The organism is Microbispora sp. NPDC049125, from assembly GCF_040802045.1.
In the GTDB taxonomy this organism is placed as follows: Bacteria; Actinomycetota; Actinomycetes; order Streptosporangiales; family Streptosporangiaceae; genus Microbispora.
On sequence record NZ_JBEZDW010000050.1, the window covers coordinates 20929 to 41241 of the forward strand.

The window sequence follows — 20313 nt, forward strand, 5'->3', positions numbered from 1 at the left end:
CGTCAGCGCGCAATCAGCTCTCGCGTGATGTCATGAAGGCGTTGTGCGTCGTGCCGGTCGAATGCGCGGCCGGTCAGCGGCAGCCGGCGCTTCTGCCAATGCGCGGTGAAGGGCTCGGCCGGCGGGTCGTCCAGGAGCGCGGTCATAGGCGCTGTCGCCCTCGGCACCGATGTGGCGAACAGGGTGAAGAACGCCTTTGTCGCAGCACGTAGCGGTTGCGGCAGGCTCGCAGGCATGCCGGTGGAGACCACGCCGGGGTTGTAGCCGATGTAGGAGACGCCGCTGCCGGCATGCAGAACGCCGAAGGCGACCCCGAGGAGATCGTTGGCCCGGAAGGACTGCAGGGTGGCCCTCGTCCCGCTGTAGCTGCGCGTCAGCTGCAGGTCATCCCAGTGGATGCGGCCCAGCGGCACACCGGGCGTGCTCACGTTCATGATGACCGGACGGCGGGCGGCACGCAGCGCATCGTGAAGGCCGTGGCTCAGCATGAAACGGCTGAGGTAGGCGAGCGCGAAGCTGTGCTCGAAGCCCTCGCCGGTGGTCACGCGGCCGCCGAGAAGCCGGTATCGCTGGGCGCAGAGAATCAGCTTGTCCACGACCGGATGATCCTCGGTAAGGCGTTTGACGAGATCCCGGGTGGCGGCCACCGAGGTGAGATCGGCACGCACGAAGCCGGCCCGCCCGGACGGCAAGGCTTCGGCCTCCGCGAGCAGGGCCTGCCCCTTTTCCGCGGTGCTGCCGACGGCGATGACGCGAGCGCCCTGTCTGAGGTAGTGGAGGGCCAGGCCCTTGCCGAGCCCATCGGTGCCTCCGGTGATGACCACGGTCTGCATGCTTCACCTGCTCTCGCAGCATACCCACCAAAGTGGATATCGCTTATCCGCTTATGTCCGGCAGCCTAACACGAACCGGATATGATGTATCCAGTTAGCTGGACGGGTGGATGCCATGACCGAGAAGACACCGGCACTGCGCCGCGACGCCGAGCACAACCGGCAGCGCACACTCGCGGCGGCGCGGGAGGTGTTCGCCGCGCGCGGGCTGCAAGCCACGCTCAACGACGTCGCCCATCACGCAGGACTCGGTGTCGGTACCGTCTACCGGCGGTTTCCCAACAAAGAGGCCCTCGCCGAGGCTGTCTACACCGGCAAGCTCGACGACATCCGCGCCGCGGCACAGGCCGCGCTGGCAGGGCAGGACGCCTACGTAGCGCTGAGAGCCTTTCTCGAACTCGCTCTGGAGCAGGCCGCGGCCGACCGCGGGCTTCGCGAGCTGATGCGGCAGGGCACGAGCGACAACGAGCAGATCGCGCGCGCACGGCAAGGCATCATGGAGTCCTGCGGCCGCCTCATCGCCCGGGCCCAAAAACAGGGCACGATGCGCGACGACATCACGGTGGGCGACATCGCACCCATCGTTTCAATGATCGACTCCGTGATGGATCTGCCGCCCGCCGGCGCCGTGCGACCGTGGCGGCGCTATCTCGCGCTCATCCTCGACGGCCTGCGAACCAGGCCTGACCACGGAGGCCGTCGCCCGTCATAGAGGGAACGCGCCGGCGGACCGGCATCGAGGTGGCGGGCCGATGCCACGCCGCGGATCACGGCCCTGTTCTCCCGGGAGGCGATTTCTTGCCGGCGGTGTCGTATCGCGTGTGCGGCCAATCGTCTGTGAGGTGAGAGCCCCGGCCTGGGCCCCCTGCTTGGCTGATGGCCGGGGCGCGCGACAGGAAGCCGACCCCGAAGGAGCGGATCATGAATCCCACCCTGAACACCATCGACATCGTGGTGTCCGACATGGACGCCTCGATCGCCTTCTACGCCCGGCTGGGTTTGGAGTTCAAGCTCGATGAGCACACGAGCGAGCACGCCGGCTGCGACCTGCCGAACGGGCTGCACGTCATGCTGGACACCGAGGGCTTCCGCACTCCGTTCCTGCCCGGCTGGAGCGCACCGGTCGGCGGGCCGCGCACCATGTTGTGTTTCGAGTTCGAGTCCCCGGCGGGGGTGGACGCAAAGTACGGCGAGCTGGTTGAGGCCGGTTGTCGCGGGATCGCCGAGCCCTTCGACGCGTTCTGGGGGATGCGTTACGCCACGGTGGCGGACCCGGACGGCAACGGTGTCGACCTGTACGCCCCGCTTTCGGCAAGCTGAGACCGCACCTCACCAGGATCGAGGAGGGCCACGTGAAGTACGTGCTGATGTTCGTCGAGACCGAGGAGTTCGCCCGGCAACTGGAGGCGATGAGCGAGCTGGAGCAGCGGAACGCCTATGAGGCGGTGAGCCGGTGGTTCGCCGAGAACGCCGACAAGATCACCCATCATACGCATCTGGCGCCTGTGCACACTGCGACCACAGTTCGGCTGGGCCAGGAGGAGCCGGTGGTCACCGATGGGCCGTTTGTGGAGGGCAAGGAAGTCGTGAGCGGGTTCGCGGAGGTCGAGGTGGCGGACCTGGACGAGGCGTTGAAGCTGGCCCGCTCGTGGCCGGCCTGCCCGGTCGTGGAGATCCGTCCCGTTTCATGACCGCCTCGACAGGTGAGCCCGCGCACGGCTCGTCGGCTGCGCCGGCCGGTCAGGAGGTCCTCGCCCGCGTGGTGCGCGAGCACGCGGGCCGTCTGGCCGCGTCCCTGGTGCGGCTGCTGGGCGACTTCTCCGCCGCGGAGGACCTGGTGCAGGACGCGGTCGAGTCCGCACTGCGGCGCTGGCCGGCCGAAGGCGTCCCGGAACGTCCCGACGCGTGGCTGTTCACCGTGGCCCGGCGGCGCGGCCTGGACGTGCTGCGCCGCGAGTCGAACTACCGGGCCAAGCTCTCCCGGCTCACCTGGCCGGACCCCGCCCCGCGCGACGACCGGCTGCGGCTGATCTTCACCTGCTGCCACCCCGCCCTGTCACGCGCCGCGCAGATAGCGCTCACCCTCCGAGTGGTGTGCGGGCTGTCGGCGGCGCAGATCGCGGCGGCTTTCGTCGTGCCCGAAGCCACCGTGGCGCAGCGGATCACTCGCGCGAAACGCAAGATCGCCCAAGCCGGCGTCCCCTACCGCGTCCCGCCACAGGAGGAACTGCCGCAGCGGCTGAACGAGGTCCTGGCGGTCGTCTACCTGCTGTTCAACGAGGGCTACCTGTCCAGCACGGCCGAGCGGACCCAGGCGCGCGACCTGGTCGACGACGCCGAATGGCTGGCCGCGCTGCTGACGAACCTGATGCCGAAGGAGCCCGAGGCGGCGGGACTGCTGGCCCTGATCCGGCTGCACCGAGCACGCGGCGCGGCCCGCTTCGACGAACGCGGCCACCTGGTGCTGCTGGCCGACCAGGACCGCGGCCTGTGGGACCGGCAGGCCGTCGCCGAGGCCACGGCGCTGCTCACGCGGACGGCCCGCACCCACCACCGGCCGGGGCCGTACCAGCTGCAGGCGGCGATCGTGGCGTGCCACGCCGAGGCGGAGACCTTCGCCGACACCGACTGGGCGCAGATCCTCGTGCTCTACGACATGCTGCTGCACCTGGCGCCCTCGCCCGTCACGCGACTGCACCGGGCGATCGCGGTGCGCTACGCGCTGGGCCCTCGCGCGGCCCTGGCCGGGCTGGAAGGACTCGGCGGCACGCTGGAGCGCTACCCGCTCTTCCACGCCACCCGGGCCGAGCTCCTGCGCGATCTGGACCGCCGGGGGGAGGCCCGCCGAGCCGATGAGCGGGCGCTGGAGCTCACCTCCAATGCGGCCCAGCAGGCGCTGCTGGAGCAACGCCTGGGCTGGGACTGACGTCCGCAAGACCACGCTGCCACCGCTGACCCCACCTGACGGGCGTCTGGGGTCGCACCTTCAACCGGTGAGTTGGAAATCGGTTGCCTGGCGGATGAACAGGCGGGCGTACTCGCCGCCGAGGGCCATCAACTGGTCGTGGGTGCCCTGTTCGGCTATCTGGCCGTCGGCGAGGACGACGATGTGGTCCGCGCCGCGCACGGTGTTGAGGCGATGGGAGATGAGGAGGCTGGTGCGGCCGGCGCGGTAGTCGCGCAGGCGCCGGTGGATGGCATATTCAGCCTCGGGGTCGAGTCCCGAGCTGGGCTCGTCGAGGATGAGCAGGTCGGCGGCGTCCGCGCGGAGGAGCGCGCGGGCGAGGGCGACGCGCTGCCACTGCCCGCCCGAGAGGAGCACGCCCTGGCCGGGATCCTCGCCCGGGCCGGCGGCGAAGAACCGCGACAGGACGGTGTCGTAGCCGCGGGGAAGGCTCACGAGCTTGTCGTGTATGTCCGCCCGCTCGGCCGCCTCGTGGATCCGTTCCGGCTGATCGAGGGAGTCGACGTCGCCGACGGCGATGTTCTCCGCCGCGGTGAGGTCGTAGGCCATGTAGTCCTGGAACACGGCGCCGATCCGGCGGCGCAGGTCGGCGATTCGCAGGTCGCGTAGATCCGCGCCGTCCCAGCGGACGCTGCCGCGCTCGGGGTCGTACAGGCGGCACAGGAGCTTGACGATGGTGCTCTTGCCCGCGCCGTTCAGGCCGACCAGGGCGACGCTTCGCCCGTACGGGATGGTCAGGTTCACGCCTCGGAGCACATAGGGGTGGTCGGCGTCGTACCGGAACCACACGTCGCGCAGTTCGATGCCGCGCCGCAGTGGGGGCACGTCACCGCCGGTGACAGGTTCCGGCAGGTCGGGTCCGATGGTCACGACGTGGGCGTAGTGACCGGCCAGGACGAGTGCCTCGTTCAGGTGGGCCAGCTGGATCACCAGGCCGGAGAGGGAGGACTGGGTGCCCGCGAGGGCGGCGGTGAGAACGGCCAGGTCGCCGATTCCGGCCTGGCCCGCCGTTATCCGGGAGACCAGCATGATCAGCGCCGCACCCGCGATGACCGTGCTGAGGGCGGTGAGCGCCCCGTTGTAGCGGACGGCCGCCAGGTCCACCCGGCGTTCCGCCCGCTGCTGGGCGGTCAGCTCTGTCAGCATGCGTCCGCGCAGGAAGCCGCCGATGCCGAACAGCCGGATCTCCTTGGCCGCCTGATGGTCGAGCATCAGCGTCTGGTAGAACATCCGGCGGCGTTCCGCGGGGGCTATCTCCAGGCGGAGACGCGCGCGGCGCCGGCCGAGCCGGAGCTGGACCATCAGTTCGGGGACGGCGGCCGCGGCCACGACGGCGGCCAGGAGCGGGCTGAGCGTGGCGAGCGCGCCGAGGAGGCCGGTGATGGTCACACCGCCGCGCAGCACGCCGAGCGCCGACTCGGAGATGAGCTGCGGGGCGGTCTGGGCGGCCTGCTGGGCCATCTGGAGCCGATCGTGGAACCGCGGGTTCTCCAGCCTGGTCAATCCCTGCATCCGGCACACCGCGGCGAACAGTTCGTCGCTGGTGTGCCATGCGATGCGGCGCTGCTGCTCCCGCTGGACGTACCCGTTCAGGTGGGGAAGCAGCGCGCTCAGGGCTCCGAGTACGGCGATCGCGGTCGCCATCGGGGTCGTCGACGGGCCCGTCCCGGCGGTCAGGCGATCAATCAGTAGTTTGGTGAGCCACGTGACCGCGACGGGGGAGGCGCCGCTCAGCACCGCCGCGGCGATCTGAGACACGGCGAGCAGGGGTCCGGCGCGCCAGACGAGCGCCAGGCTGAGCCGCAGCGGCCCGGATCGTGACCTCACGCCGCTCAGATCTGGGACGGCGCGACCGGGGACAGCTCCGGCTTCAGGCCGCTGGCGGTCACGGTGCCGTGCGGGCCGACCAGGAAGAACGAAGGAAAGCCCGCGACCGCGAACGCGTCCACCATGGCGCCGCCCTCGCTCTCCACGACGACGCTCACGTCGTCCGTCAGCGCGGCGAGCAGGTCGGCAGGCTTCTCCTCGCCCTCCACCACCACGGCAATTGCCCGTACGCCGTCGGCCGCGGCGTCACGGGCCGCCGCGACGAAGGCGGGCACCTTCGGCAGACAGTGCCGGCAGTCGGTGCTGAAGAACCCGACGAGGGTGCTGGCGCCCGTGAAGTCATCCGTGGTGACTTTCGTGTCCGTGACCGTGAGCGCGGAGAAGGCCGGGACCTCGGCGCCCACGGCCAGTCCGAAGCTCGCGGGCCCCCTCCCGGCGGGGGACTCCTTGGTGATCTTCCGGAGCTTTCTGATGACCGCGCCGGTCAGGAGCAGGTTCACCAGCACGAGGCCGCCGAGCAGGATGACGGCGGCGACCAGGACGGCCATGGGCGTTCCCTTCGATTCGAGGGTCAGCGGAGTTCGAGGGTCAGCGGAGGAGGTGGAGCAGGTCGTCGAGGAGCACGACGGCGGCGACGGCGACCGATGCACCGATCAGGCAGAGCGCGGCGGCGGGCCGCGCGACGGACGCGCCGCCCCCGGCGGCGGTCATGGCGGTCCCGGCGACCGCGCACGCGACGAGGACGGCGTTGCGCGCCACATGCCGGCGGCCGATCGGCTCATCCGATCCGCCGAAGCATCGGCAGCGTTCGGCCGTCCCCCGCCGCAGCGCCGCCATCAGGACCACGGCGAACCCGAGGAGCAGGCACCCTGCGAGCAGGAGGCCCGCCCTGCCGTCGCCGTCGAGGCCGGGCGCCGCCAGCATGACGACGGTTCCGGCCTCGACGGCGACGACCACCACGGCGGCGGGCGCCGCGAGACGCGGTGGAACGCCGCCGAGCCGCCGTACCGCCGTGGTGAATTCGCCGAAGGCCCGCCGCGTGCGCAGCTTCGTGAGGACGGAGACCAGGAAGACCCCCATCAGCACGAGCCGGACGGTGAGCACGGCGTAGACCATGGGACCTATCGCCCCGGCCTCAGCAGTAACCGATGTTCTGCCACGCACCACCACAGCTGCTGCGCCAGTACGTGATGCAGATGGAGCCGGTGGGGTTGGGGCGGCAATCCTTGAAGCGGTTGCAGCCGCCCGCCGGCCAGTACTCGAAACACGTGTCGGCCTGGGCTTCGGCGCCCGGGAGGAGCTTTTCGAGCAGCCGATCTCCAAGGCGGTTCAGCGTCCGGATCATGCGGTCTCCCTTCAACGGGGTTCGGGCGTGGTAGGACGCCCGCCCTGTGAGGATGCTCAACGTGACCTTCGCCGCGGTTGCGCCCGGTTGCGGATACGCCGCAGGTGCCGCGCAACCACGGCGCAACCGGGGCCGTTCACAATCGCGATCGGCAGACGTGCCGGAAGGGTGATCATGCGATTTGTCGTGATTCTGCTGCTCTCGCTGACCGTGGCCGCCGGGGTGGCCGCGGCCCGGCGCCGCTTCGTCGTGGTACGGGTGGCCGGAACGAGCATGATCCCGGCGTACCAGCCGGGCGATCGGGTGCTCATACGGCGCGGCGCGCGGGCGGCCCTGCGGCGCGGCCAGGTGGTGGTCTTCCGGCACGCCCCGCGGCACGGCACGGGCTTCCAGGAGGGCACCGGCTTCCAGGAGAGCAGGGGCTTCCCGGACGGCGGGGGCCCTCCTGGACGGGCGCCCCGGCTGCGCGGGACGTTGTGGCTGATCAAGCGGATCGCCGCGCTGCCCGGCGACAGCGTGCCCGACCAGGTCGTGGCGGGCGTGCGCGCCGCACCGGGAGACCTGGTGCCCGCCGACCGGCTCGTGGTCCTCGGTGACGGCCCCATCAGCAGCGACTCCCGGCACTGGGGTTACCTGCCCGTGAACGAGGTCCTGGGCGTCGTCGTGCGCAGGTTGTCCTAGACGGATGCGATCCCGCTCGACGCGTCCGAGGGGGCAGGCGGGGGCCCCGGCCACCGAAGCGCCCTAACCGGGGACGCGAGCCGTGGGGGTTGCGGCCAGTGGGGCCTGGTCCGCCGGCGACCCGGCGATCTCGCCGATCTGGGCGGCTTCTGCGGTGTTGCCGAGCCGCTGGAACAGCCGATGGGCCGCCGCCCAGGACCGCGCCGCCGCCAGGCGGTCGTCGCGGTCGTGCTGGGCACAGCCGAGGGTCCTGAGCGCGAGCGCCTGCTCGTGAGGGTCGTGCAGGCCGCGAGTCACGCCGACGGCGTCGGTGAGCGTGCGTACCGCCTGGTCCGACCGGGCGTTGCGACGGTGGGACTCACCCAGGACGCGGAGCCCGACGGCCTGTCCGTACGGGGCCGTGAACTCGTCGAACACCGTCAGTGTCGGCTCGATCAGCGTCGCCACGTCGAGGCCTCCGATACGCAGGAGCAGATCACCGAGGGCGAGCAGGAGATACGCCTCGAGCAGCCGCTCCCCTCGCCTCCGGCAGATCTGCAGGCACTCCCACAGCCCGCGGGAGACGCGTTTGAACGCGGTGTGGTCGCGGCAGGCGGCGGCCGCCTCCCACAGGGCGAGGGTCCTGGCCTGGACGCTGCCTTCGCGGATCGCCAGGCCGAGCGAGCGTTCCGCGCAGGCGGCCGCGTCCTCGTAATGTCCCTGCTCGCGGTGCATGACGGAGCGGACGTACCAGAGGCGGGCCTGGGCGAGCTCGTAGCCGATCTCCTCGGCCGTGACCATGGCCTCGTCCGCCACCTCGCGAGCCTGGTCGGGGTCGCCCGCACAACGCAGCGCGAACGCCCGCTGGCACAGCAGATCGACCACGCCGTGCCGTTCCCCCGCCGCCCGGAACACCGCGAGGGCCGCTTCGGTCCTTTCCTGACCCATGCCGTGCCGGGGGTCCACTCCGGTCATGCGCAGGTAGCCGAGGTCGCGCGCCATCACCGCCTCGCCCCACTGGTTGCCACCCGCCGTGCACGCCTGCAGCGCCAGCTCGTGTGAGGACGACCAGTCCCGGTAGTGGCCGCGGAAGGCGTAGTAGCCGACCGCCCGCCCGGACAGCTCCCAGGCCAGTTCGTGCAGACCGAGCCGAGAGGCCTGCGCCACCCCCGAGAGCAGGGTCGGCCGCTCGCTGTCGAACCAGGCCAGAGGGTCTCCCACCAGGGTCCGGGTGGTGGTGGGGTCGATATACCAGCGGGGGGCCACGCCGCGGATGTCGGCGGCCACGTGTTCCGGTAGGCCACGGTCCGCCGCCTCGGCCATCGCGAGCAACGCGCCGAGAACACGGATGATCGCCTTCTCCCGATCGCCGGCGGCCTCCTCCAGCTCGGCGCGTTCCCGTGCGTAGAGCCGTACGAAATCATGGAAGCGGTAGCGGAACTGACCGTTTCCGTCGCTGCCGTCGCAGCTCAGCAGCTGGGCGTCGACGAGCAGATCGGCGTACGTCTCGGCCTCGCGCACCGTGGTGTCGAGAGCCGCCGCGAGCATCCACGCGGTGAAGGTCGGGGCGTCGAGCAGGCCGAGCATCCGAAGCGCCCGCCGGGTGGCCTCGTCGAGCATTCTGTAATCGGCGGCCAGGCTCGCCCGTACCGACAGGTCGCCGACGACGAGCTCGTCCAGGCGCCGTCGCTCCACGCGCAGACGATCCGCCAGGTGTTCGAGACGCCAGTGCTCGCGCAGCGCCAGCCTCCCGCCGGCGACTCGTATCGCCAGGGGAAGATGCCCGCAGAGCCGGACGATCTCGGCCGCGACCGCGGGCTCGGCCGCGACGCGGCCGGGCCCGGCGATCCGTCCGAGCAGCGCCGACGCGGACGCCGGGTCCAGCGCGTCGACGCGTACGAAGCGGGCGCTCAACCCTGCCGGCCTGCGTCTGCTCGTCACCAGCACGGCGCAGCTCGGACTGCCCGGCAGGAGTGGCCTGATCTGCTCCTCGCTCGCGGCGTCGTCCAGCACCACCAGCATGCGGCGACGGGCCATGACGGCACGGAACAGCTTCCCGCGTTCCTCAAGCCCGTCCGGCACCGCCCACGCGTCCACCCCGAGGGCGATCAGGAACTGCGCCAGCGTCTCGGCCGGGTCGACCGGCCGCGGGTGGGTCCCGTGGAGGTCGATGTAGAGCTGCCCGTCGGCGAACGTCTCCCGCAGGCGGTGGGCGGCACGGATCGCGAGCGTCGTCTTGCCGGTGCCCGCCCTTCCGTACAGCGCCACGACCGGCATCGTGTGGGAGTCTCCCGCACCGGTGAGCCACAGGCGCAGCGACTCCGCCGTCTCCTGGCGGCCGGTGAAGGCCGCGATGCTCGGCGGCAGATGGCACGGAGCGACCGCCGCGAGCCCGATCCACCTCTCGCTCGCCGGATCCTCCGCGTCACTCTCTCCGTCACTCCCGGCGCCGTCGCCGGCATCGGGTCGCGCGGCATGCTCGTCTCTGCAGGTCATCCCCTCCGGTCCGATGATCTCGTCGACCACCCGGCCGGGCTCGTCGCCCCGCAGGATCGCCTCGTGAACGCGCCGCAGCATCCGGCCGGGTTCCACGCCGAGTTCCTCGCCGAGCACGGTTCGCGTACGCCGATAGGCCTGTAACGCCTCGACCTGGCGTCCGGCCTGGCAGAGCGCCAGCATCAGGCAGGCGTGCAGCCGCTCCCGGTACGGATGCAGCCGGGCCATCTCGGTCAGGTCGGTGAGCAGGTCCATATGGCGGCCACGAGCCAGGTTGACGACGGCCAGTTCCTCGTAGGTGAGCAGCCGCTCCTCCTCAAGCCGCCGCGCCTCGTCCGCCACCGGCGCCGCGTCCGCGACGTCGGCGTAGGCCGGCCCCCGCCACAGGTCGAGCGCACGCTGGAACAGCGCGCCGGCCTTCGCCAGGTCCGCCGTCCTCCTGGCGGCCCGCCCCGCCACCGTCAGTTCCCGGAAGCGCAGCGCGTCCAGCTCGGGCGGCAGGACCACGGCGGCGTAGCCCCCGGTGCCGTGGACGATGCGATCGCGCTCGCCCATCGCCTGCCTGAGCCGCACCACGTACACCTGAAGGGTCTTGTGCGCGCTACGCGGTGGATTGTTCCCCCACATGGCCTCGATCAGCTCGGGCACCGCGAGGGGTCTGCCCGGCGTGCACAGCAGGGTCGCCAGCAGGCGTCGCAGCATCGCCGCGCCCAGCGGAACGGGTACGCCGTCACGGCTGGCCCGCAGCGGCCCGAGAACATGGAACTCGAACACCTCATCCCCCGATGCTGTTACCGCAGGCCTCGGATCAGCCTGGGCCTTCGGCTCCCTCTCCCGGCCGCCTGCCCGGCGGCCCCCCTCGGTCTCGTCGTGTGAGTTTCCGGGGTCTGGGGCTGAGCATCGAAGACGCCGGTATATGCGAGGTATAGGCCCTGGCAGAGACGCGCTTCGGCGGCGAGGGCCGACGGTGCGGGGAGCACCACGGCATCGCCCGGGTGACCGGTTTTCAGGCGGGTTCGAGCCCGATGAGCCGGGCGAGGACGGCGATCCGGCCGGCGAAGCGCGCGACGAACTCGGGGGAGTCGGGATCGCCGCAGACGCCTTCGATGACGTCGTGCCACTGCGCGGCGTTCGCGGGAGCCATCGTCATGGCTTCCGCGCATGCCGACGGCCGCAATGGGACGCCGGCATGCGCCGGCCGGGTCTCACCCCGAGGGAGACCGCGCGGCAAGTGTGCGTTGGGTCCAGGCGATGATGCCGCGGTAGGCCAGTACGGCGTCGCGGTGCAGGTTGATCGCGTGGCCGGCGTGGGGAATCACAACGGCGTCCAGACGGGCATGTGGGTAGAAGGGACGTTCGGCTGCTGCGAGGGTCGCGGCCGAGGAGCAGTCGGTGGCGTCAGGTGCGCAGGCGAGCTTGTCGTCGGCTCCGTCCGCGATGAGGATGGGGGCGGTGATCCGCTCGGCCATGCCTGGCGCGTTGGCGTCGCCGATGGTGCTGAGCTCGCCGATGGTGTTGGTCTCTTTCGTCGCGATGTCGAGTGCGATGACCCGGGGGTCGGCGTCGGCCACGTTGTACATGAACGCGGGACGTTGCGCGTCCTGGACGGTCACGTAGCCGTTGTCGCCGGCCGGCACCTCCGCGGCCAGGCGTGGCACCTGGTCGACGGGTTGGCCGAGCTGCGCCAGGCCCTGCTGGGCCGTAGCCGAGATGGTGTGGGCGCTGCCGGTCAGCACCAGCGCGTCCGCATCCCGGTACTTCGCGGACTCGAGCTTGGCGATCTCCGAGCCGTAGGAGTGGCCGACGAGCATCACGGTGCCGAAGCCGCGCCCGGCGATCGCGCCGCCGCGCAGTGCGGCGATCACCTGGTGGATCGTGTACGCGTTGGACTCCAGGGTCACCTCGTCGCCGGCCGGGTGCGAGCTGCGTCCGATCCCGATGCGGTCGAGGTCGAACGTCGCGTAGCCGGCCTGGTTCGCCTGGCGGACGTAGGAGTAGTGATCGGGCTGGAATGGGAAGTCCCAGTACACGTGGCTGTAGTTCAGACCTGATATCAGCACTTGTACCGTGGCGGTCGGCCGGTGGCCGGGGGTGCACAGCCGGCCCCAGATCCGTTCGCGAGCCGGTTGGCCGTGGGCGAGCGAGACAGGGACGGTGACGTCCCGGCAGTGCGTGGCGGGCGCGAACGCGTCGGCGGCGGCCGGGAAGCTGACGAGCAGGCCGGTGAGCATGCTGGTTGCGGCGACCGCGCGGGTGATGCGGCGGATCACGGTGATTCCTCCTCGGTGGGGTGAGGCGCGGTCACGGTCGCAGGACCGTCTTTCCCGTGGTCGCGCGCGATTGCAGGGCGGCGTGCGCGTCAGCGGCGGCCGCCAGGGCGAAGCGCTGCCCTATGACGGGGACGAGTTTCTTGCTCCGCGCGGCTTCCAGGGCGCTGCGTTCCAACATGTGGGTGCCGCCTGGACGCTGAATGAGCCGGGCGCCGATGGCGGAGGCGGCACTGATGCCTCGGCGGAAGAGGTCGTCTGCCGAAAGCTCGGTCAGGGCTCCGGAGGACGAACCGAACATCACCAGGCGTCCGGCCACGCCGAGCAGTTCCAGCGCGTTTCGCCCGATCTGGCCGCCGACGCCGTCGAGGGCCAGTGTCACCGACCTGCCCGCCAACGCCTCGCGTACGGCGTCGGGCCAGTCGGATCGGCTGTAGTCGACGGCGTGGTCGGCGCCGATCCGGTCGACGAGCGCCACCTTGCCGGGGCCGCCCGCGACGCCGACGACCGTGGCGCCGGCGGCTCGCGCCGCCTGGACCAGCAGGGTGCCGATCCCCCCGGCAGCGGCGGTGATCAGGACGACCTCACCGGCGGCCGGCATCGCGAGTTCGAGGATGGCCATGGTCGTCCGGCCGGTGCCGACCATGGTCACGGCGGAGTCGGCGTCGACGTCGTCCGGTATGGCGTGGACGGCCGCCGCGGGTGCCAGCGCGAGCTCGGCGTACCCGCCGCTCGCCAGGCCGAGATCGACGACGACGCGCCGGCCGACGAGGGCCGTGTCGACATCGGCGCCGGCCTCGTCGACGACCCCGGCGACCTCTCGGCCCGGCGTCATGGGCAGGCGGGGCGCGAACCGCGGCCCGCCTCGCCCTTGACGGATCATCGTGTCCAGCAGGTGGACACCGGCCGACTCGACCCGGATCCGCACCTGCTCACCGCCCGGGTGAGGGTCGGGCACCTCCTCCAGGCGGAGCTCCTCGGGGCCGCCGAACGCATATTGCCGGATCGCTCGCATCGTCCTCAGCCCTCGCCGCGAGAGAGCAGGTCGTGCTTGTCCATCCAGGCGACGAGCGATGTGGCGATGGCCTCGGGCTGGTCCTCGGGGGTGTGATGACCGGCGCGTCCGTGTGTGTGTATCTCCAGGCCGGACACGTGGGCCGCACACCAGTCGATGATTTCCGGGCCCATCATCGCGCTCGGGCCCGGCTCGAATGCGAGCAGGAGCTTGGGTACGTCGGCGCTGGCCGCCAGCCACTCGTCGTACGCGCCGACCCTGGCGACGACATCGGCGGGCTCCCCGCCCAGCGGCATCGACCGCGGCCATTGCAGCAACGGCAGCCTGCTCTGCCTGGTCGGGTACGGCCGGCCGTAGACCGCGAGGTCCTCCTCGCTCAGCCCCCGGGCCGTGGTGCGTGGCAACGTCCGCTCGATGAACACGTTCTGATCCAGCACCATGCCCTCGCCCACTCCGGGCGTCCGCATCGATTCGAAGAGCGGCCGGGCGGCGGCGGGGAACTCCTCCCAGGACATCGGTTTCACGATCGTTTCGGTGATCGCGATGCCGCGTACCCGTCCTGGGTGGCGGGCGGCCCAGTCCAGGGCGAGGGCACCACCCCAGTCATGGCCGACCAGTACGACCTGGTCGAGCCCGAGCACGTCGTACCACGCGTCGAGGTATCGCGCGTGGTCATCGAAGGTGTAGGCGATGTCGGGCTTGCCCGAGTCACCCATGCCGATCAGGTCGGGCGCCAGGCAACGGCCGGACTGGCTGACGGTCGGCAGGATATGCCGCCACAGATACGACGATGTGGGGTTGCCGTGCAGGAAGACGATCGGGGTCGGCCCCGCACCGGCCTCCCGGTAGAAGATCGTCGAATCCAGAACGTTCGCGGTGGGCATGACACGCTCTCCCTGGGCAATGGCACACTAGACAGGTGCCTGACTACATCCGGCATCACATTAGAAACTAGACAGGCACCTGTCAATATGCGCGCCTGGTCGACCGCCGTGTGTGCCCATGGGTGCGAAATCCGCGAAGCCGCGCCGTCCTCCACGCTTCCGCCTGCTCGATGCCGCCGACCTCGACGAGGCGATCGAGCCGGCGGCACGCATCCCGGCCGCCCGGCTCGGCGGCGCCGTGGAGATCAGGCCGGTGGTGGCCGGTGGTGCAGCTGCGGCCGGCCGCCGTCGATGATCGGCATGGGCCCGGATGGAACTGCGGATCGGGCCTGATAGGGGTTCGTCGGTCCCAGGACACCCTGCGGCGGACATGACATGCTCCCCCTGGACGATGCCATACTAGACAGGCACCTGATTACACGAGAAATACGGACAGGTGGCTGTCAACATGACACGAGACCCCTCCGCGAGACGACTGCGGCTCTCCCTCCTCCTACGGCTGCTCCACCGCGAATATGCCGTCGGCATCGAGACGGCCCTCGCCGAGGCGGGCTACGGTGACATCCGGTCCGGGGACGCGAAGGTGTTCCCGTTCGTCCCACCCGAGGGAATCCAGATCCGCGATCTGGCCGCTCGCGCCGGCGTGCGCAAACAGACCATGGCGCAGTCGGTCGACCAGCTGGAGCGGGCCGGTTATCTGGAACGCCACCCGAACCCCCAGGATGGCCGGTCCCGGCTGATCATGCTCACCGAACGAGGAGCAGCGGTACGACCGCTGGCGGCGGGCGCGGGCGACCTGATCGAGAAGCGATGGGCCGAACTGACGAGCCCCGAGGACTTCGAGACCCTTCACGCCCTCCTGCACCGCCTGCTTGACCGCATCGGCGAAGCGGATCCCGACGCGGCCGAGCGCCTGACTTCGATCGACGAGGACCGGTTCGACTGACAGCACTCGCATGGCGGTCGCCGCGTCAGCAGGAGGCTGTGGATGCTCGCACGTCGTTGAGCGCCTGTCGCGCGATCTCGCTGAAGTCGTCACCGGCGGTCGTCTGACTCCAGCGTTCGTAGGCGATCGTGGAGGCGAGCGCGCCGAGCTCCGCGGCCACGCGAGCGGTCAGGTCGGGAACGCCGCGCTGTCTGAGCGCGTCGGTCATGGATGCGATGAGGGAGAGGTTCTTCAGCGCTTCGCGTTCTTGCAGTTCGGGGTTGGCGGCGATCACCGCCTGTCTGCGGGCGGTGAATTCGCGGCGTGCGGACGTGAACACTTCTCTGCCGGCCGCGTCCAGCGCGTGAGCGACCGCCTCAAGCGGGGCGGCGGTTGACGGCGCTGCGGCTATCGCCTCGGCGAGCAGTCCGTTCATCGTGCCGCGGCCGAAGAGCACTTCCCTCTTGTCCTGGAAGTGCCGGAAGAAAGTGGACTTTCCCAGCCCCGCGCGCTGCGCGATGTCGATCACGGTCGTGTTCTCGTAGCCCCGCTCGGCGAACAGGTCGAGGGCAGCGTTAGCGAGCCGTTCTGCCGCGTTCGGTTCCCAGCGAGCCATGAACACAGTGTACGGGACTTGGTCCCGTGAACTCATGCTACGGTGATGGCACCAAGTCCCATCACTTCTCCTGTCAGGAGTCCCCAGTGAGCCGAGCTGTGATCTACGAAGCGTTCGGAGGCCCAGAAGTGCTGGAGCTGCAGGAGGTTCCCGAGCCGCACGCCGGCCCGGGTGAGGTCCGCGTCCGCGTGACGGCCGCCGGGCTGAACCCGATGGACTGGGGTATCGCCTCGCGGCCGGAGGCGGCGGCGCGGTTCGGCATCACCGTGCCGTCCGGCTTCGGGTTCGACCTCGCCGGGGTGATCGACGAGGTAGGCGACGGCGTCACGGGCTTTGCCGTGGGCGACCGCGTCTACGGCGGCGCCCTGGGCAGGGCGGTCGCCGACTTCGTGGTCGTCAGGCCCCCTGCCGATTCGCTGTGGCATACGCCGGAGGGCATCAGCGATGAGGTGGCGAGCACGCTTCCGGTGGCCGGCCTGACTGCCGCCGCCGCCCTGGCCGCGATCGGTCCGGGGCCCGGCGACACCGTCCTGATCGGGGGAGCCGCGGGCGGTGTGGGCGTGTTCGCCGTGCAACTCGCCAGGCTCGCCGGCGCCGCCGTGATCGGCACCGCCTCGCCAGGAACGTTCGAGTTCCTGCGGCAACTGGGCGCCGAGCCGGTGGCCTACGGCGCCGGGCTGTCCGACCGGGTCCGGGCACTGGCGCCCGGCGGGGTGACCGCCGCGACCGACCTGTTCGGCACGGAGACGGCCGAGGCGGCGCTGGCGCTCGGCGTGGCGCCCGAGCGGATCTCCACGGTCGCCGCGGGCCCCAACCCTCCCGGCGGCGTACGCGCCACCGGGGCCGCCGACGCGGCGCCGGACGCCCTGGAGGAGATCACCGACGCGATCCTCGCCGGCAGGCTCACCGTCCCCATCGCCGCGGCCTTCCCGGTCGAGAAGATCCGCGACGCCGTGACGCTGCAGGCCGGACGCCACGTCCACGGCAAGGTCGTGGTCACGCTGTGACCGCGCCTGAAGGACCTCATGTGGAAGCGATGAAGGGATGACGACGATGAAGCGGATCCAGTACCACCAGTACGGCGGGCCGGAGGTCATGCGGCTCGAAGACTTCGAGCCGGCACCGCTCGGCGCCGACGAGGTCCTTGTCCGTGTGCGCGCGGCCGCAGCCAACCCGATGGACTTCGGGATCCGCGTCGGCCGCATGAAGCATGTGACCGGCCGGCGCTTCCCGCGCGCCATGGGTTACGACTTCGCGGGCGTCGTCGAGGCGGTCGGCGACCGCGTCACCCGGCTGCACGTCGGTGACGAGGTGCTCGGCGGGACGTCGATCAAGTCCGCAGGCGCGTTCGCCGACGTGGTCGTCGCCAAGGAGAGGGGCATCGTGAAAAAGCCCGAGAACCTCTCGTTCGAGTACGCCGCCGCGATCCCGACGGTCGGGATCACCGCCCAGCAGGCCCTGATCACGAAGGGCGGGCTGCAGCCGGGCCAGGCCGTGTTCGTTCACAGCTGCCTCGGCGGGGTCGGCCGCTCCGCCGTGCAGATCGCCCTGGCACACAAGGCAACGGTCGCGGGTAGCTGCCGCGACACCGCCAGGTCCGAAGCACGCGACCTCGGTGTCGACCCGGTCGTCGACTTCGGCTTCGACCCCGCCTCGCTCGCAAGACGGTTCGACCTCGTCCTCGTCACTGCCGGCACGCTCCCGGTCAAAACCGCGCGGACGATGCTCAAGCCCGGCGGCCGAATCATCAGCGTCCACCCCACCCCGGCGAACCTCGCAAGAAGTGTCCTGCCCGGGCCGTTCCACGTCCTGATCGCCCGACCGGTCACCGAAGACCTGGAAGAGGTCGCCCGAGCCGCCGGCCGGGGAACACTGCGGCTGCCGATCGCCCGCACCGTCCCGCTCTCGCAGGCCATCCCAGCGCTCACCGAACTCGAACTGAACGGCACGGCCAAGCGGGGCAAGCTGATCATCACGCCCGGATGACCCTCAACCGACGAGGGCTGCGTCTCATCCCGACCTTGGGCGATCATCGATGAGGCAGGAGCGGCCGGCGCTCACCATCAAACAGGTCTTCGTCCTCCTGCTGGGTGGATGGTGAGCGGAGTGAGTTGGTGGATGTCGTGCCGGGCTCGGAGCGCCGCGATCTCGGCTTGGTCCGGTGGCCCGGAGGCGGCGAGCAGGTCGGTGAGTTCCTGGAGGTAGAGCTCATGGCCGGCCGGGGACACGAGGAAGAGCATCCGGGCGGGTTCGGGCCCTGGGTTGAAGAAGGCATGCGGGCATCCGGCGGGCACGAACATGAAGCTTCCCGGTCCGCCCCGGAACACCGTGGCGCCGGTCTCCGACTCCCAGGTGCGCCAGTCGCCGCCGGCGGTCGCGGTCGGCCGGAAGGCGAGCAGGTCGAGCTCGCCTTCGAGCACGTAGAACACCTCCTCGGCCCGCTCGTGCAGGTGCGCCCCCACGTCGAAACCGGGGGCGACCTCGGCCTCGAACGTCGACCAGATCTGCGACTGCTCGGCGCCCGCCTTCAGGGTCATGGTCTGGATTTTGCGGCCGCCACCGGGCGGTAGCAGCAGTCCGTCGGTCATTGATGCCTGCTTTCTGCGCTCAGGGTTTCCAGCCGGTCGTCCGCAACCAGGTCTCCAGCCGCATCAGGCCCGGGTGGTCGGCCCGCAGCGTGGAAAGGTCGGACAACTCGGAGGGATGCTCGTTGAAGAACGTGAACATCTGGGCCAGCTGGTCGTCGAAGGCGCGGATCTGCTCGATGGGCGTCTGCCGGAAACGCGCCGGCAGGCCGCAGACACGGCCGAAGGTCTCGGCGATCTCCGGAGGTGTGATCGCGTCTCCGGCGAGCTCGACGGTCCGGCCGATGAACCGGTCGGGCCGGTCGAACGCGATCGCCGCGAACGCGCCGATGTCGCTCACCGAAATCAGCTGCATCGGAAGCTCTGGTCGGACGGCGAGGTTGACCACCAGCTCACCATCGACGAGCACCGGGCGATTGTAGGTGGCGAAATTGTCCATGAAGGAAACCGGACGCAGGATGGTCGCCGGAAGACCGAGCGCGTGAATGTGCTTTTCGATCCGCGACTTGCTCTCGTAGTACGGGATGCCGGAATCGGCGCCGGCGCCGTTGAGCGAGCTGTACACGAGATGCTCGACGCCGGACTTCCGAGCAAGGTCCGCCACGGCCTTTCCGCGCCGTTCTTCCGCCACCACGCCTTCGGGGCTGATCCTGGGGCCGACCATCATGGTCAGTACGAGGAAGATCCCCTGCACGCCCTTCATCGCCGCCGGGAGCGAAGCCGGATCATCCAGGTCACCGACGATCAGCTCGGCTCCCGCCTCCCGCAGCGCCTGGGCGGCGGGCGAATCGGGGTTGCGCACCAGAGCGTGCACCGTCCGGCCGCGTTTGAGCAGGTGCCGCGCGGTCGCGCCACCCTGCTGGCCGGTGGCGCCGATGACCAGCACCGGCCCCCTGTCATCGGCCATAAGAAGCTCCTCATTTCCGGCTTCCGTCGAATGGTTATGATCGCGAGAGTAGGCGAACACGACCGGCCGGTCCTGGTGCCGATACTGCTAGCCTGCGCCTTGTCAGCCGCCCATTCCGCGCGGGAGTCGAATCGGCGTGACGAACGGCCACGAGAGTGCGCGGTCCGCGCGCCGTACCGAGCTGGCCGCTTTTCTGCGCGCTCAGCGGGCCCGGCTGCGGCCGGTCGACGTGGGACTCCCGGAGGACTTCGAATCCGGCCGCCGGACTCCCGGCCTGCGGCGCGAAGAGGTCGCCCAGCTCTCAGGTGTCAGCGTCACCTGGTACACCTGGTTGGAACAGGGCAGGAACATCTCGGCGTCGGAACAGGTGATCGATGCGCTCGCCCGTGCACTGCTGCTCGACTCCGACCAGCGCCGGCACCTCCGCAGCCTGTCCGGCTTCGCCACCACCTCGGGTGAAACGCACGTCGGCGAGGTGCTCCCCCGACTGCAGCGGCTGGTCGACGCGGCCGCCCCGAACATCGCCTCCATCTATGACGTACACCTCGACTACCTCGTGTGGAACACGCCCTACGCACGGATCAGGAATGACCCCGCGAAGCTGCCCGACGATCGGCGCAATCTCCTGTGGATGATGTTCACCGACACCGAGAACCGCGCCCGCATGGTCCGCTGGGAGCCGGCCGCGCGTGCCCTACTCAGCCAGTTCCGAGCCGCTGTCGGCCGGCGACCGGACGATCCGCGATTCGTGACGCTGGTGGCGGCGCTGACCGACGCCAGCCCGCATTTCCGGGAGTGGTGGGGGGAGTACCCCGTCCGCGACTTCAGATCCGCGACGATCAAGCTCGATCATCCCCAGATCGGTCGGCTCGACCTTGAGCTGTTCCAACTTCGCCCGGCCGACCACCCGGACCTGCTCATGGTCCTGCAAGTACCCGCAAGCCAAGATGATCTGCGGCGTCTCACCTCGCTGCTCGGCCGCCCGTGA

General features: G+C 70.5%; 23 protein-coding genes. 10 read left to right on the forward strand and 13 right to left on the reverse strand.

Annotation, left to right across the window (positions count from 1 at the left end; genetic code table 11):
* Window positions 1-2 precede the first annotated feature (2 nt).
* Complete coding sequence (locus AB0B72_RS36280) at window positions 3-833, reverse strand: SDR family NAD(P)-dependent oxidoreductase (RefSeq protein WP_367744039.1); 831 nt, start codon at window positions 831-833, stop codon at window positions 3-5.
* 115 nt (window positions 834-948) lie between these two features.
* Between AB0B72_RS36280 and AB0B72_RS36285 the strand changes: the two genes are divergently transcribed.
* The 4 genes from AB0B72_RS36285 to AB0B72_RS36300 all read left to right on the forward strand — a co-directional run bounded on the left by AB0B72_RS36285 (window position 949) and on the right by AB0B72_RS36300 (window position 3759).
* Window positions 949-1545: a TetR/AcrR family transcriptional regulator gene (locus tag AB0B72_RS36285; RefSeq protein ID WP_367744040.1), complete on the forward strand. Its 597-nt coding sequence runs from the start codon at window positions 949-951 to the stop codon at window positions 1543-1545.
* 209 nt (window positions 1546-1754) lie between these two features.
* A complete protein-coding gene (locus AB0B72_RS36290) occupies window positions 1755-2153 on the forward strand; it encodes a VOC family protein (protein ID WP_367744042.1) in 399 nt (132 codons plus the stop codon).
* Window positions 2154-2185: 32 nt separating this feature from the next.
* Entirely contained in the window at window positions 2186-2524 is a 339-nt protein-coding gene (locus AB0B72_RS36295) for a YciI family protein (protein ID WP_367744043.1), read from the forward strand.
* A complete protein-coding gene (locus AB0B72_RS36300; protein ID WP_367744044.1) occupies window positions 2521-3759 on the forward strand; it encodes an RNA polymerase sigma factor in 1239 nt (412 codons plus the stop codon). The genes AB0B72_RS36295 and AB0B72_RS36300 overlap by 4 nt, the downstream gene beginning before the upstream one ends.
* Before the next feature lie 60 nt (window positions 3760-3819).
* Here the strand turns inward: AB0B72_RS36300 and AB0B72_RS36305 are convergent, their stop codons facing one another.
* The 4 genes from AB0B72_RS36305 to AB0B72_RS36320 are packed head-to-tail and all read right to left on the reverse strand — an operon-like array spanning window position 3820 to window position 6970.
* A complete protein-coding gene (locus AB0B72_RS36305) occupies window positions 3820-5625 on the reverse strand; it encodes an ABC transporter ATP-binding protein (protein WP_367744046.1) in 1806 nt (601 codons plus the stop codon).
* A 5-nt stretch (window positions 5626-5630) separates the two neighbouring features.
* Window positions 5631-6173 (reverse strand): TlpA family protein disulfide reductase, encoded by a 543-nt coding sequence (locus tag AB0B72_RS36310; protein WP_367744047.1) that lies wholly within the window; start codon window positions 6171-6173, stop codon window positions 5631-5633.
* Window positions 6174-6213: 40 nt separating this feature from the next.
* The gene (locus AB0B72_RS36315; protein WP_367744048.1) at window positions 6214-6741 is read right to left on the reverse strand and encodes a MauE/DoxX family redox-associated membrane protein; all 528 of its coding nucleotides are present in this window, start codon (window positions 6739-6741) and stop codon (window positions 6214-6216) included.
* Between the two features lie 19 nt (window positions 6742-6760).
* Complete coding sequence (locus AB0B72_RS36320) at window positions 6761-6970, reverse strand: hypothetical protein (RefSeq protein WP_367744049.1); 210 nt, start codon at window positions 6968-6970, stop codon at window positions 6761-6763.
* A 174-nt stretch (window positions 6971-7144) separates the two neighbouring features.
* Here AB0B72_RS36320 and AB0B72_RS36325 point away from each other — a divergent pair, with 174 nt between their 5' ends.
* Window positions 7145-7651: a S26 family signal peptidase gene (locus tag AB0B72_RS36325; RefSeq protein ID WP_367744050.1), complete on the forward strand. Its 507-nt coding sequence runs from the start codon at window positions 7145-7147 to the stop codon at window positions 7649-7651.
* A 63-nt stretch (window positions 7652-7714) separates the two neighbouring features.
* On the opposite strand, the gene AB0B72_RS36330 is transcribed toward AB0B72_RS36325, so the two are convergent.
* From AB0B72_RS36330 to AB0B72_RS36350, 5 genes are all read right to left on the reverse strand, one after another.
* Window positions 7715-10900 carry a BTAD domain-containing putative transcriptional regulator gene (locus AB0B72_RS36330; RefSeq protein WP_367744051.1) on the reverse strand — a complete coding sequence of 1062 codons (3186 nt, stop codon included), beginning with the start codon at window positions 10898-10900 and terminating at the stop codon, window positions 7715-7717.
* A gap of 232 nt (window positions 10901-11132) precedes the next feature.
* Window positions 11133-11270 (reverse strand): hypothetical protein, encoded by a 138-nt coding sequence (locus AB0B72_RS36335; RefSeq protein WP_367744052.1) that lies wholly within the window; start codon window positions 11268-11270, stop codon window positions 11133-11135.
* A gap of 61 nt (window positions 11271-11331) precedes the next feature.
* Window positions 11332-12396 carry an alpha/beta hydrolase gene (locus tag AB0B72_RS36340; RefSeq protein WP_367744053.1) on the reverse strand — a complete coding sequence of 355 codons (1065 nt, stop codon included), beginning with the start codon at window positions 12394-12396 and terminating at the stop codon, window positions 11332-11334.
* Between the two features lie 31 nt (window positions 12397-12427).
* Window positions 12428-13408: a zinc-binding dehydrogenase gene (locus AB0B72_RS36345; protein WP_367744054.1), complete on the reverse strand. Its 981-nt coding sequence runs from the start codon at window positions 13406-13408 to the stop codon at window positions 12428-12430.
* A gap of 5 nt (window positions 13409-13413) precedes the next feature.
* Window positions 13414-14292 (reverse strand): haloalkane dehalogenase, encoded by an 879-nt coding sequence (locus tag AB0B72_RS36350; RefSeq protein ID WP_367744055.1) that lies wholly within the window; start codon window positions 14290-14292, stop codon window positions 13414-13416.
* A gap of 118 nt (window positions 14293-14410) precedes the next feature.
* Between AB0B72_RS36350 and AB0B72_RS36355 the strand changes: the two genes are divergently transcribed.
* Window positions 14411-14587 (forward strand): hypothetical protein, encoded by a 177-nt coding sequence (locus AB0B72_RS36355; protein WP_367744056.1) that lies wholly within the window; start codon window positions 14411-14413, stop codon window positions 14585-14587.
* Between the two features lie 153 nt (window positions 14588-14740).
* Entirely contained in the window at window positions 14741-15238 is a 498-nt protein-coding gene (locus tag AB0B72_RS36360; RefSeq protein ID WP_367744058.1) for a MarR family winged helix-turn-helix transcriptional regulator, read from the forward strand.
* Window positions 15239-15263: 25 nt separating this feature from the next.
* On the opposite strand, the gene AB0B72_RS36365 is transcribed toward AB0B72_RS36360, so the two are convergent.
* Window positions 15264-15833 carry a helix-turn-helix domain-containing protein gene (locus AB0B72_RS36365; RefSeq protein WP_367744060.1) on the reverse strand — a complete coding sequence of 190 codons (570 nt, stop codon included), beginning with the start codon at window positions 15831-15833 and terminating at the stop codon, window positions 15264-15266.
* Between the two features lie 86 nt (window positions 15834-15919).
* Here AB0B72_RS36365 and AB0B72_RS36370 point away from each other — a divergent pair, with 86 nt between their 5' ends.
* On the forward strand, window positions 15920-16840 hold the full coding sequence (locus AB0B72_RS36370; RefSeq protein WP_367744061.1) for an NADP-dependent oxidoreductase: 921 nt from the start codon (window positions 15920-15922) through the stop codon (window positions 16838-16840).
* A gap of 46 nt (window positions 16841-16886) precedes the next feature.
* Complete coding sequence (locus AB0B72_RS36375) at window positions 16887-17819, forward strand: NADP-dependent oxidoreductase (RefSeq protein ID WP_367744062.1); 933 nt, start codon at window positions 16887-16889, stop codon at window positions 17817-17819.
* 77 nt (window positions 17820-17896) lie between these two features.
* Here the strand turns inward: AB0B72_RS36375 and AB0B72_RS36380 are convergent, their stop codons facing one another.
* Window positions 17897-18421, reverse strand: a complete 525-nt coding sequence (locus AB0B72_RS36380) for a cupin domain-containing protein (RefSeq protein ID WP_367744063.1) — start codon at window positions 18419-18421, stop codon at window positions 17897-17899.
* A 19-nt stretch (window positions 18422-18440) separates the two neighbouring features.
* The gene (locus AB0B72_RS36385; protein WP_367744064.1) at window positions 18441-19385 is read right to left on the reverse strand and encodes an NmrA/HSCARG family protein; all 945 of its coding nucleotides are present in this window, start codon (window positions 19383-19385) and stop codon (window positions 18441-18443) included.
* Between the two features lie 76 nt (window positions 19386-19461).
* On the opposite strand from AB0B72_RS36385, the gene AB0B72_RS36390 reads away from it, so the two are divergent.
* Window positions 19462-20313, forward strand: a complete 852-nt coding sequence (locus tag AB0B72_RS36390; protein WP_367744065.1) for a helix-turn-helix transcriptional regulator — start codon at window positions 19462-19464, stop codon at window positions 20311-20313.